This window comes from Mycobacterium avium subsp. avium, assembly GCF_009741445.1.
In the GTDB taxonomy this organism is placed as follows: Bacteria; Actinomycetota; Actinomycetes; order Mycobacteriales; family Mycobacteriaceae; genus Mycobacterium; species Mycobacterium avium.
In genome coordinates, this window is the sequence record NZ_CP046507.1 from 1489230 (window position 1) to 1501696 (window position 12467).

Genomic DNA, 12467 nt, shown 5'->3' on the forward strand with positions numbered 1-12467 from the left:
CGGCCTCTTCGAGACTTACGCGATGGTGCAGTTTTTCCGGAATGGCAAGCGGTTCACCAGCACTCAGCTCTCCTTCATTATGGGCGGGATGATCGTGGAGGTCACTTTGCCAGCGGTCTATTTTGGGGTGGAGATTGCGAACAATCTGCAAAGCATGAGCAGTCCGGTTGAGATGTGGATCAAGTTCGTGGTGCTGAACCTGTTGTGGTGCACCATGCCATTTGTCACCTATTTCTGGGGCGTGCACAGGTTGGCTCGGCAGGATCTTGCGGTCAAGTTTTAGCTTGCTTGACGGTGCGAATCGCCCGCGATGGACGTGGGGCGGAGGACGATGCGCGACCACGATGATCGGTCAGGACTCAAGTTCGAAGACCGAGGTGCGCAGCAACTGAGCGGCGATCCGAACAGCTGACTCGAAGGAAGCGCGCAGGCCCGCTACGGCCCGTCGTCGTCGTCCTCACCCTGTAGGAGTTTTTCGGGGTGGTGGAAGGTGTTGGTGCGGGGTTGGTTTCGGTCTAGGTGGGGTGGTGGGAGCCATTGGGTTTCGCCGCGTGTGTTTTTGTGGGTGGTCCAGGCGCCGGGTTGGAGCAGGCGGTGGTGGGGTCCGCAGGCGAAGGTCAGGTCGTTGATGTTGGTGGTGTGGCAGGTGGCGTAGTCGGTGCAGTGGTGCACTTCGCTGTAGTAGCCGGGGACGGTGCAGCCGGGGGCGGTGCAGCCGCGGTCTTTGGCGTATAACACGATGCGCTGTGCGGGGGAGGCCAGGCGTTTGGTGTGATACAGGGCCAGGGCTTTGCCGTGGTCGAAGATCGCGAGGTAGTGGTGGGCGTGCCGGGATAGCCGGATCACATCGGACATGGGCAGCAGGGTCCCGCCGCCGGTGAGGCCCCGCCCGGCGGCGGTTTCGAGGTCGGCCAGGGTGGTGGTGACGATGATGGAGGCCGGTAGCCCGTTGTGTTGGCCGAGGTTTCCTGAGGCCAGCAGGGCGCGCAGGCCGGCCAGCAGCCCATCGTGGTTGCGTTGAGCCGCCGAGCGGGTGTCCCCGTCGATGGCCTGCTCGGTAGGCGTGCCGTCCACGCACGGGTTTTCGTCGAGGGGGTTGCACATGCCGGGGGCGGCGAGTTTGGCCAGCACGGCTTCGAGGGTGGCACGTAGTTCGGGGGTCAGTAGTCCGCGGAGTTCGGACATGCCGTCGGCGTGTTGGTTGCCGAGGGTGAGGCTGCGGCGGCGGGCGCGGTCTTCGTCGCGGTAGAGGCCGTCGGGGTTGAGGCAATCGGCCAGCGTGCCGGCCAACGCGGCGAGGTGTTCGGGCCGATACCGGGTGCCTTCCCTGGCCAGGTCGGTTTCGGCGCGCTCGCGGGTTGCCTGGTCGATCCAGCCGGGCAGCTGGTGGCAGAACTTACGGATCACGGCCACCTGCTCGGGACCCAACGACCCCTCTCGTTGCCGCGCGGCGGTGGCCGCCAGCAGCGGCGGCAACGGTTCCCCGGTCAGCCCGACGCGGGGGCTCAGGTCGGCGGCGGTGTGTACCCGCCGGGCGGCCTCGGCGCGGCTGATCAGGGTGGCCTCGGCGATCGCGTGCGAAAGCCGGCCACCCAACTCCGCCGGGCTGGCGTCGCGGGCCAGCGCGTTGATCAGTGGATGCTCGACCGCCGGCAGCCGCCGGCGCAGTTCCTCGCAGCGGGTCAGCAACGCCAACTTCTCGCGCGTGGCCAACGCGGCGTAGTCGCAGTCGAGCAGATCGTCCAAGGCGGCATCGATGGCGTCGAACGCCGCCGACACCGCCTCCCGATCACTACTCATACCTCGCAAACTAGGCGAGCCCACCGACATTTAGGTTTAGTGGGCGTCCGCGGACGGCCGAGGCCACCGACCGGAACACCTGGTGATTCCTGATTTTTGAGTGGTCGTCCGCGGCGCGTCTCAGGTGCCGACCGGTGTCCCTGTTCGGGAACTTGGAGCCGCTCGGGAGCGGACTTCTGCTTGCGGAATGTCTGGGCCATGCCCGTCGGAGCCGGGGACTGACCTGGATCCGTCGAAAGGATGTGCGTGGAACTGATTTTGGGTATCGACGTGGCGTGCCGGGCTGCTCATCAAGCATCGCTGGCCCGTCCCGATGGGACGTATGTGTGGACCGGACGAAAGTTCTTCACCCGGCCCGCCGACCTCGAAAAGCTCTGGAAAGTAATCGGACTCAGCGAGCAAGACACCGTGCGGGTGGTGATGGAGCCCACCCGCAACGCATGGGTTCCGCTGGCATCCTGGTTTCGTCATCACGGCGCCCGGATCTCGATGGTGCCCACCACCCAGTCAGCAGACCTGCGCGCCTACTACTCCAAGCACACCAAAAATGACCATCTGGACTCCAAGCTGTTGGCCCGGTTGCCCTTGCTGCATCCAGAGGGGCTGCGTGACCACAGCGGCGACGGGCCCGGCGAACCGCTGCGGCGCCTGGTCAAGATCCGCTCCTCGATCGTCAAGCGCCGCACCGCAGTCTTCCAGCGCCTTGACGCCCAGCTCGAGCTCCTCGGTCCAGCCTGGTACGACGCGCTGGGATCCAACTATGGCAAGGCCGCGCTGGCACTGCTGGCCCGCTACGCCGACCCGCACAGCCTGATCCGTCTCGGCCATGCCCGCCTGACCCGCTTCCTGATCCGCCACTCCCGCGGCGCCTGGCGCGAACCACACGCCACCCTGCTGTTGACCGCCGCCCAAGAATCGCTGCAGCTATGGGGATCTGGCGCTAATGCCCGCATCGACTTCGCCGAACTGGCCGCCGACATCGCTACCGAAGCCGAGCAAGCCCAGATGCTCACCGAGCAGATCGACGACCTCGACGAGCGCGCCGCCAACCTCTACGCCGAGGCCGACCCGCGCGGCATCATCGCCTCAGCACCCGGCGTCGGGCCCGTCACCTGTGCGGTCATCGCCGGCCGCATCGGCGACCCGCACCGGTTCCACTCCCTAGCCGCCATCCGCGCCTACTCCGGCCTCGTCCCCAAGGTCAACCAGTCCGGACAAGCAGAACAGCGCCACGGACTCACCAAAGCCGGTGACCCGCTGCTGCGCGAAGCCCTCTTCGCCGCCGCTGACCAAGCCCGCAAGAGCGACCCGCAACTGGCCGCGAAATACAAACGCCTGATGAGCACCGAGCGCCACCACGATTCGGCGATCTGCCACATTGCCACCATCCTGCTCACCCGCATCGCCACCTGCTGGCGCGCCGGAGCGCACTACGTGCTGCGCGACACCGACGGACGACCCATCACCTTCGAAGAAGGACGCCGCATCGTCCGCGCCCACCACACCGTCGACAAGAAGACTCGCATCAACGCTGCCTCCAAGCGCTACTCCCAGCGCCAAAAAGGCAGGACGGGCCGGGAACAACAGGAGTCGCTACGCGCTCCAATTCACCGGCCCGTCCACCCCAGCATAAAACCCACCGAAGTAGCTTGACTCCCCTTAGGAACTCAGAAAACCCCGCAATGTGACCACAGAAACCAAAGTGACACAAGGAATTTCGCTATGCGTTTTAGTTATCCGGAAAGCCGAGTACTACTCCGCCTCGCGCTTCGCCTGGACCTGCTTCTCGACCTCACGCCAGTAACCCGGCGTGGGCCGGGGCTTACCGTACCCACCTTTTGCGGCGCGCTGCAGGATGGCGTCGGCCTCGTCGATCTCCTTGATCATCTCCAGCGCGAACTCCCGCTCGGCAGCGTAATACTTTGCCGCCCAGCGCAATGCGAGCACTGAATACGCCCAGGCGGGCTCCGCCTCGGCTCCCTCGGCGTCCTCCATGGCCTTGCGATGCCGGGCCTCGGCGTAGGCCACGTGCTCCTGCAGCAATTCCTTGAGCCGGCCGGGATTACTCAGGTGCCCGAACGTAACCCGAAGCAGCACACTGTGTTTGAGCACCGGCGGGTCGACGGGTGCATGGTTGGTCCACTGCGTGACAGCGTCCATGCCGGCCGGGGTGATCTTGTAGAGCCGGCGGCTGCGGGTGCCCTCGTCGCGTTCGACGCGCGACGTCACCAGCCCGAGCGCCTCCAGCTTCTTCAGCTCGGTGTAGACCTGGCTGTAGGACGGGCTCCAGTAGTACAGGTCGACACTCCAGTCGATCCACTTCTTGAGGTCGTAGCCCGAGACCTCCTCCTCGTAGGACATCATGCCCAGCAGCGCCCAGCTGGTGGCGGCCAGCGCCGGCTTCTGGCTGGCAGGGTCCGTTTCGGAGGCCATGTCGCCAGGTTAACAACACCGCCCCTAGATTGGGGGTCATGGACCGCTGGCTGGGACGCCCGTGAAATTCGCCTTTCCCGTTCCGCACCTGATGCGCCTCAAGGCGATTGCGCAGCCCTGGGAAGCGGCGGTCACCGGGCCCGAACAGCGGCGCATGATGCAATGCGCCGACCGGTGGGGCTACGACATGATCGCGGTGCCCGAACACCTCGTCATCCCCGTCGACCAGGTCGAGCTGTCCGGGTCGCATTATCTGCACTCGACCACCGCGCAGGCGTTCATCGCCGGGGCCACCGAGCGGGTGGCCGTCAACTCCTGCGTCACCATCCTGCCGCTGCAGCATCCCATCGTGCTGGCCAAAGCGCTGGCCACCGCGGACTGGATGAGCGGCGGCCGGATGATGGTCACCTTCGGCGTGGGATGGCTGGCCCGCGAATTCGAGCTGCTCGGCGTGCCGTTCGGGGAACGCGGCCGCATCGCCGACGAGTATCTGGCCGCCACCGTCGAGCTGTGGACCAGCGACACACCCCGCTTCGACGGCCGCTATGTGTCGTTCGCCGACATCGCCTTCGAACCGAAACCCGTTCAAAAACCCCACCTTCCGGTCTGGATCGGCGGTGACGCCGACGCCGCGTTGCGCCGGGCGGCCAGGTTCGGCTCCGGGTGGTGGCCGTTTCTGACACCACCCGAGCAGATCGCGGAAAAACTCGACTACATCAAGTCCCAACCCTGTTACGACGGCCGGCCTTTCGAGGTGATGCACGGGCTGGGCACCAACCGGGTCGGCGAGGGACACGTCGCCCGCCGCGACGTGAGGGACCGGCCGGGCATGAGCGCGGGCCAGATCGTCGACCGGCTGGGCTGGCTGGCCGAGCAGGGCGTGACGGTGACCGCGGTGCCCGTGCCCGCCGTCGGCGGCGTGGACGAATACCTTGATTACGCGCAGTGGGTCATCGAAGAGATCAAGCCCCAGCTGGCCTAGGTCAGCGGATCTGCAGTCCGCGCCGGCGCACCCAGGACACGGCCGCGAGGCTGCCGACGATCCAGACGCTGACGGCGATGGCCAAATGGACCACGCTCTTGGTGTCGCGCCCGAACACCGGCCAGATCAGCGCGGGCAGCTGTTGCCACAACACCCGGTGCTCCACACCGTTCATCGGGTCGGCCACGTAATACAGCGCATACGGCAGCGCCAGGGCCAGCAGCCAGCTGCGGGTGCGGCGCAGATCGGCGCGCTGGCGCCAGCGCCGCATCAGCGGCTCGACGCTGACCGGGTGCAGCACCGAGATCAGGTTGCCGACGCCTAGCCACGACACGATCGGAACCGCGACGGTGGGCACCGTAATGGCAAGCCGCGCAGGCGTTTCCAGCCACAGCGTCAACGCCATCGCGGCGGCCAGGGTGGGCAGCCCGACGATCGTGAGCAGGGCCAGGTTCTTGACCAGCAGGATCCGCCCGAACGGCACCCCGTCGGCCAACCCGCGCAGGATGCGGTAGTGATCGGCGCCCAGGAAGTTGGTGGTGGTGACATCGGCGAGCACCCACGACGAGAAGTAGGTGCCCACCAGGATCACCCAGTCGTGATGGCGGCCCAGAGTCAGCGGCTGCACCAGCAGCCAGGCGGCGGCGGCGATCACGTTGGCCACCACACCCATCAGCCAGGTGCGCGGCGGGGTGAACGCCCAGCGGATCTCGGCGCGGACCGCGGAAAGGAGATCCTTCTCGAAGTCCTTGGCGGCGCGCCGCGCCGCGGCGGGACGGGGAGCCGAGGCGCGCACCGCGGCGCGCAGCAGGGCGCCCACCCGGGGAGGTGCCGGCGCCGCGGCCGGCGGACGAACGGATCGGCGCGAAACGATCAACTGGCGTGGCCTCCTCCCTCCTCGGATCGGTCAACGGCGGCCAGCTACGCAGGGCAGGATAACCGCATGAACCGCAAGCGTGTCGTCGTCGCCGGCCTCGGGGACGTCGGCGTCCTGGCGGCGATCCGGTTGTCCCGGCACGCCGACGTCGTCGGGATCTCCGCCAAACCCGCCCTGGTGAGCGGCCAGGAACTCGGGGTCCGGCTGTCCCGCCCGCACGACTGGGCCCGCGATTACTGGATTCCGTTCGACCGGTTCCGGCGCCTGGACGGCGTCCGCACGGTGCAGGCGACGCTCACCGGGGTGGACCTGGCCGCCCGCACCGTATTCGGGCGCGGCGACGACGGCGCACCCGTCGCCGAGCCGTACGACGCGCTGGTCATCTGCACCGGGGTCAGCAACGGCTTCTGGCGACGCCCCACCCTGCAGTCGGCCGCCGAGATCGGCGCGGACCTGCGCGACGCGCACGAACGGCTGGCCGCCGCCGGGTCGGTGATCGTGGTGGGCGGCGGCGCGGCCGCGGTCAGCAGCGCCCTGAACATGGCGAGGACCTGGCAGGACAAGCGGATCGACCTGTACTTCCCGGGCGAGACCGCCCTGCGCGGGCATCATCCCCGCGCCTGGCGGCGGCTGCACGCCCGGCTGACCCGGCTGGGGGTCGGCGTCCACCCGGGACATCGCGCCGTGCTGCCCGAGGGCTTCGCCTGCGACGAGCTCACCAGCCGGCCCGTGCAGTGGAGCACCGGGCAACCGCCGGCCGCGGCCGACGCCGTGCTGTGGGCGATCGGGAGGGTGCGGCCCAACACCGGGTGGCTGCCCGCCGAGCTGCTCGACGAGCGCGGCTTTGTCCGGGTCACCCCGCAGTTGCGGGTGCCCGGGCACCCCGGAGTGTTCGCGGTCGGCGACGTCGCGGCCACCGATCCGCTGCGCAGCTCGGCGCGCAACCGCGGCGACGCGCTGGTGGCGCGCAACGTCGTCGCCGAGTTCACCGGCCGGCCGCTGCGCTGCTTCCGGGCGCCGAGGCGGCGCTGGGGTTCGCTGGTGGGGATCCAGCCCGACGGGCTGGAAGTCTTCTTGCCCAGCGGTCATACCGTGCGCTTCCCGTCCTGGTCGGTGCAACGCGTGGTGATGCCCCTGATCGTGCGGTGGGGCATGTACGGCGGGGTGCGCCGCAACGACCCGCTGGGGCGGGAAACGGCCACTCCCCCAACGCTATGACGTTGGTACACAAAGAGTTTCGCCGATCAGACGCCGTTGAGCAGCAGCATCAGCCCGTAATCCATGTGGATCTGTTGATGGCAGTGCAGCAGCGACAGGCCCGGTTGGTCGGCCACGAAGTCGATCTCCATGCTCTGGTAGCCGCCGAGCATCGCGACGTCCTTGCGCACGCCGGCGGTGGGCGTCCCGGCGAACCGGGTGATTTCGAAGGTGTGCCGGTGCAGGTGCATCGGGTGCAGGTCGTCGCTGGCGTTGCGCAACCGCAGCCGGTAACGCCTGCCGCGTTCGACGTCCAGCACGGGTTGGTTGCTGTCCATCGCAAACGGTGTGCCGTTGACCGTCCAGACGTTGAAACCGTTGTCGGCGGCGTTGCGCTTTTCGATCAGCAGGTCGATGGTGTGATCGGGCGGCGCGACCGGCGCCGGGTGCGGGCCGGCGAACAGCCGGTAATCCCAGGTGAACGGCGGCGGGGGCACCCATTGCGGTTCCCCGGCGCGGCCGGCGTATTCGACGACCACGCCCAGCCCGTGCTCGCGGTCGTCGTCGGACAGGTCGCCCAGCACCCACACGCCCGGATTGGTCATGCTGACCAGCGCCGAGACGCGTTCCCCCGCGCCGAGCCACAGCACCGGCACCGGCGCCCGGTTGGGCACCGGGTTGCCGTCCAGCGCGACGACGGTGAAGGCGTGACCGGGCAGGGCCAAACTGCGGGTTTCGGTGGCGCTGGCGTTGAGGACGTGCAGCAGCACCAGCTGGCCGGTGCGCACCCGGATGGGATCGCCGTGGCCCAGCATGCGTCCATTGATCGCGAAGGCCCGGTAGCCGACCTCGTAGCCGGGTTGCTCGCCGCGGCCGCGCGAGGCCGCCATCGACGACTCGCCCCGCTCCCTCAGATCCGGCTCCTGCGCGCCGGCGAGGAAGTCGACGGCCATGTCGCCGCCCCGGCTCAACGACGGCTCGAATTCCTTGAGCGTCAAGAAGATTTCCTGGTCGAAGGCACCGGCGTCATCGTCCTTGGACGCGATGTGCACCGGCCCGACCAATCCGCTGTACTGGCCGCGGGACAGATCGGCGCGCGGCACCACATGGGTGTGATAGAAGCGGAAGCCGGCCGGGCCGGGAACGAACGAAATCCTGCGCATGCCGTGCGCGGGCACGTACGGCGTGCCCTCCTCGGCGGCGCCGTCCACGTCGGCACCGATGTGCTGGCCGTGCCAATGCAGTTGCTCGGGGGCGTCGGTGTCGTTGTACACGTCCACCCAGGTGCGCCGACCCTGCATGAAGCGCAGCAGCGGGCCGGGAAACTGGCCGTTGTAGGTGAGGGTGGACACCACCCGCCCGGGCGCCAATTCGACTGTCCCCGTGGCGATCCGCAGCGTGTAATCGGCCTTACCGTCCGGCGGCCCAGCGCATGCGGCCAGCGCCGCGATGCCGCCCCATTTGCAGAAGTCGCGCCGGGTGACCGCCACCATCACCGCCCAAGGCCGCCGGTGGCCGGCGGCAACACGTGGCTCGATTCGCTTGGCGCAGCACGGAATTGCCGGGCGACGCCGCCCGGTGCGGCGGATGGCAGCGACGCAACGGCGGCTCGGCTGGCTGTCGCCATGCTGTCAAACGATACGTCACGCGGGCCGGCCGCGGCGCGGTGCGACTGCCGGGCGCTGGGGATGGTTCCGCGACGGGCCGACGGGGAAGACTGAGCAAATGGCCGATCCCCGAACCGACCCGTTCGAAAAGCTGGTGGCGCTGCTGAACTACCCCATGTTCGTCGTCACCACCCAGTCCGACGGCACCCCGGCCGGCTGCCTGGTGGGGTTCGCCAGCCAGGCCAGCATCCACCCGCCCCGGTTCCTGGTCGGCCTGTCGCGGCGCAACCACACCTTCCGCACCGCGCGCGACGCCACCCACCTGGCCGTGCACGTGTTCGACCACGACCACCTGGACGTGGCTGAGCTGTTCGGCAGCCAGACCAGCGACAAGGTCGACAAGTTCGACCGCTGTTCCTGGCATCCCGGCCCGCACCGGCTGCCCATCCTCGACGACGCCGCCGCATGGTTCGCCGGCGAGATCCTGGATCGTTTCTCGCTGGGCGATCACGTCGGGCACCTGCTCGCCCCCGTCGACGGGAGCCCGCCGCGGCAGCTGGAAAGCTGGGTGTCCTTCGGCGACGTGCGCCACCTGGAACCGGGACACGAGGCGTAAGGGTGAACTCGCCGCCCCGGATCAGCGCCGTGCCCGGCATCATCGAGCTCGCGCCCTTTTATGCCGATCCCCCGGATGGGGTGCGCGCCAACATGATCTTCAGCGCCGACGGCGCCGCCGCGTTCGGCGGCCGCACCGGCCCGCTGTCCTGCGGCACCGATCAACGGCTGCTGCGCATCCTGCGCGGTCTGGCCGACGTCGTGCTGGTCGGCGCCGGCACCGCCCGGGCCGAGAACTACGGCCCGGTGCGGCTGACCGACGCGGCGCGGGCCCGCCGGCTGCACGAAGGGCGCGCCGCGCCGCCCCCGATCGCCGTGGTGAGCCGCAGCGGCGAGCTGCCCGCCCGGCTGTTCAGCGATCCCGAGCAGCCGCCCATCCTGGTGACCTGCGCACGCACCGCGGCCCGGCCCGACCTCGACGCACAGCACGTGCTGGTAGCCGGCGAGGAGACGGTGGATGTGGCCCGCGCCGTCGCGATGCTGCGCGAGGAGGGCATGCATCGCATCCTGTGCGAGGGTGGCCCCACCTTGCTCGACGAGCTGGTGGAGGCCGACGCGCTCACCGAATTGTGCGTGACGCTGGCCCCCAAGCTGGCCGCCAGCCAACCGTTGGGCTACCGGGTGCACCCGGCGCGGCTGACCGCCCCGGTCGGCCTGCATCTGGCGCACGCACTGGTCTGCGACGACTATCTGTTCCTGCGGTACCGCCGCTGAGCCGCCGCGCTCGGCATGCAGCCGGCCACGCCTCTTCCTATGATGAAAATGCCCGGCTCGAAACGTGATCGAATCGCGTCCCGCGACATCACCTTTCAGTTGATTCAGTTGACCGCTGCCCAGCGCCCACGCAACCCGTGCCCACAGAAAAGGATCGCCGGCCAGGTGAGCAGTTCAGACCACGACCGCGATTACCGCAACCTGGCGGTGAACCGGCTGCGCCCCAGCGAAATCCAATGGGCGCTCAACCACGACGCCGTGCACGGCATCGCGTATGCGTTCAAGAATCCCGTCGCCGTCGCCGAGGCCACCGAGGATCCCGGTGACGACCGCAAGACCTACCTGATCCGGGTCAAGCGCGACGACCTGGCCAACGCGCTGGACAAGATCAGCGAGTGGATTCTGGACAATCCCGGCCCGTCCGGGATGCAGGCCTACGGATTCGTGCGGGCGCTTTCCCGGGAAGGGCTCACCGACCGCGCCATCGGCGACGACGACCCGCGTTGAGCGCCCCACCGAATTAGCTGGCTTTCGCTATTCGCCGTGCCCCGCGGTCGCCGAGACCTTGGCCTTATGCCTGCACGCCACTGCCCGGGCGCCGGCAGCCGGTTTGCGGCGCACGGCTGGCGGACGAGGAGTCGCCGATGCATGACACGAGCGCGGATTCGCGGGAGGGCTCGCAATTCGGGCCGTATCGCCTGTGGCGGTGAACTATCAGGACCCCAGCTGGCTGACCAAACTCACCGGCTGATCAGTCGACGGGCGCTGAATCCCCTTGGGGCTCAGTGTCTTCGGCGTCGTCCACCGTCAACGGCAGGGCCAGGTCCTCCAGCGGGCGTTGTTCGGCGGCGATGCCGAGCCACAGCTCGACCAGCCCGGCTGCCGCCATCACCACCGCCCCGATCAAGAACGACCACACCACATGGTCGCGCTGGCCCGAGTCGATCAGCTGACCGAACAGCAGCGGGCCGGTGATGCCGCCGATCGCCGTGCCCATCGCGTAGAAGAACGCGATAGCCAGCGCCCGGGTCTCCATCGGGAAGATCTCGCTGACCGTCAGGTACGCCGCGCTCGCGCCCGCCGACGCCAGGAAGAACGCCACGATCAGCACGCCGATGAAGGCCCACACCCCGCCGGCCTGGGTGAGGAACACCAGCGCCAGCGCCACCACGACGACGGCGGAACCGATGTAGGTCAGCGTGATCATCTGTTTGCGGCCCACCGTGTCGAACAGGTGCCCCAGCAGCAGCGGCCCGGCGAAGTTGCTCAACGCCCACAGCACGAAGAACACCGGCACCATGCCGGAGGGCACCGCATAGAACTGGCTGAGCAGGGTGCCGAGGTTGAACGTGACGCCGTTGTAGAGGAACGCCTGCCCGATGAACAACGCCAGGCCGAGCACCGCGCGCCGCGGGTAGAGCTTGAAGGCCACCGCGGCGATCTCCCGGAACGAGATCGCGGTGCGCTGACGGATGCGCAGCGCCTTGCCCTGCGGCTCGGGCAGGGGCCGGCCGGTCTGCTGCTGGACCGCCTCCTCGATCTCGCCGACGATGTGCTCGGCTTCCTCCTCGCGGCCGTGGATGAACAGCCAGCGCGGGCTTTCCGGGACGTTGCGTCGGACCAGCAGCACGAAGATGCCGAGGATGGCGCCGATGCCGAAGGCCAGGCGCCAGCCGAGGTCGGCCGCGAAGTTCGAGGTGTCCAGCAGGATCAGGGCGCCGCCGGCGCCGGCCGCCGAACCCAGCCAATAGGTTCCGTTGATCACCAGGTCGACGCGGCCGCGCACCCGCGTCGGGATCAGCTCGTCGATGGCCGAGTTGATGGCGGCGTATTCACCGCCGATGCCGGCGCCGGTGAAGAACCGGGTCAGGAAGAAATACCAGGGGGCGAACGCGAACGCGGTCGCCACGGTGGCGATCAGGTAGAGGGCCAGGGTGAGGATGAACAGGTTCCGCCGCCCGAACCGGTCGGTCAGGTGACCGAAGAACAGCGCACCGGAACATGCTCCGGCGATGTAGATCGCGGCCGCCATGCCGATCTGTGCCGGGTTGAGCGCGATGCCGCTGCCCGGCTCCATCAGCCGCGCCGAGACGTTGCCCACCATGGTGACCTCGAGCCCGTCGAGCACCCACACCCCGCCCAGGCCGATCACCACCCGCCAGTGGAACCGCGACCACGGCAGCCGGTCCAGCCGCGCCGGCACGTGTGTGGTGATGGTGTTGGTCTGCGCGCCGGCGCTCAT

Annotated in this window: 11 protein-coding genes and 1 pseudogene; 7 read left to right on the plus strand and 5 right to left on the minus strand. The window is 68.6% G+C overall.

The genetic code is table 11. The features are described from left to right. Nucleotide 1: 1 nt before the first annotated feature. Nucleotides 2–283: pseudogene (locus MAA44156_RS06930) on the plus strand (hypothetical protein); the annotation flags it as partial. Nucleotides 284–435: 152 nt separating this feature from the next. Here MAA44156_RS06930 and MAA44156_RS06935 read toward each other — a convergent pair. Further along, the gene (locus MAA44156_RS06935) at nt 436–1800 is read right to left on the minus strand and encodes an HNH endonuclease signature motif containing protein (protein WP_121035618.1); all 1365 of its coding nucleotides are present in this window, start codon (nt 1798–1800) and stop codon (nt 436–438) included. 240 nt (nt 1801–2040) lie between these two features. Here MAA44156_RS06935 and MAA44156_RS06940 point away from each other — a divergent pair, with 240 nt between their 5' ends. Beyond that, a complete protein-coding gene (locus MAA44156_RS06940) occupies nt 2041–3453 on the plus strand; it encodes an IS110 family RNA-guided transposase (protein ID WP_080555769.1) in 1413 nt (470 codons plus the stop codon). 99 nt (nt 3454–3552) lie between these two features. Here the strand turns inward: MAA44156_RS06940 and MAA44156_RS06945 are convergent, their stop codons facing one another. Next, entirely contained in the window at nt 3553–4233 is a 681-nt protein-coding gene (locus MAA44156_RS06945) for a PadR family transcriptional regulator (protein WP_009977182.1), read from the minus strand. A 61-nt stretch (nt 4234–4294) separates the two neighbouring features. Here MAA44156_RS06945 and MAA44156_RS06950 point away from each other — a divergent pair, with 61 nt between their 5' ends. Further along, nucleotides 4295–5215: a TIGR03619 family F420-dependent LLM class oxidoreductase gene (locus MAA44156_RS06950; protein WP_009977184.1), complete on the plus strand. Its 921-nt coding sequence runs from the start codon at nt 4295–4297 to the stop codon at nt 5213–5215. Nucleotide 5216: 1 nt separating this feature from the next. Here the strand turns inward: MAA44156_RS06950 and MAA44156_RS06955 are convergent, their stop codons facing one another. Next, a complete protein-coding gene (locus MAA44156_RS06955; RefSeq protein ID WP_023884417.1) occupies nt 5217–6092 on the minus strand; it encodes a hypothetical protein in 876 nt (291 codons plus the stop codon). Between the two features lie 66 nt (nt 6093–6158). Between MAA44156_RS06955 and MAA44156_RS06960 the strand changes: the two genes are divergently transcribed. After that, nucleotides 6159–7310: an NAD(P)/FAD-dependent oxidoreductase gene (locus tag MAA44156_RS06960; protein ID WP_009977186.1), complete on the plus strand. Its 1152-nt coding sequence runs from the start codon at nt 6159–6161 to the stop codon at nt 7308–7310. 26 nt (nt 7311–7336) lie between these two features. On the opposite strand, the gene MAA44156_RS06965 is transcribed toward MAA44156_RS06960, so the two are convergent. Next, nucleotides 7337–8785: a multicopper oxidase family protein gene (locus MAA44156_RS06965; protein WP_029248496.1), complete on the minus strand. Its 1449-nt coding sequence runs from the start codon at nt 8783–8785 to the stop codon at nt 7337–7339. A 229-nt stretch (nt 8786–9014) separates the two neighbouring features. On the opposite strand from MAA44156_RS06965, the gene MAA44156_RS06970 reads away from it, so the two are divergent. The 3 genes from MAA44156_RS06970 (at nt 9015) to MAA44156_RS06980 (ending at nt 10732) form a co-directional block, all read left to right on the plus strand. After that, on the plus strand, nt 9015–9512 hold the full coding sequence (locus tag MAA44156_RS06970; RefSeq protein ID WP_009977188.1) for a flavin reductase family protein: 498 nt from the start codon (nt 9015–9017) through the stop codon (nt 9510–9512). A gap of 2 nt (nt 9513–9514) precedes the next feature. Next, on the plus strand, nt 9515–10225 hold the full coding sequence (locus MAA44156_RS06975) for a pyrimidine reductase family protein (RefSeq protein ID WP_065371170.1): 711 nt from the start codon (nt 9515–9517) through the stop codon (nt 10223–10225). Between the two features lie 165 nt (nt 10226–10390). Further along, nucleotides 10391–10732, plus strand: coding sequence for a hypothetical protein (locus MAA44156_RS06980; RefSeq protein ID WP_050427677.1), 342 nt, complete (start codon nt 10391–10393; stop codon nt 10730–10732). Between the two features lie 244 nt (nt 10733–10976). Here MAA44156_RS06980 and MAA44156_RS06985 read toward each other — a convergent pair whose 3' ends face one another. Further along, nucleotides 10977–12467, minus strand: a complete 1491-nt coding sequence (locus MAA44156_RS06985; protein WP_009977195.1) for an MFS transporter — start codon at nt 12465–12467, stop codon at nt 10977–10979.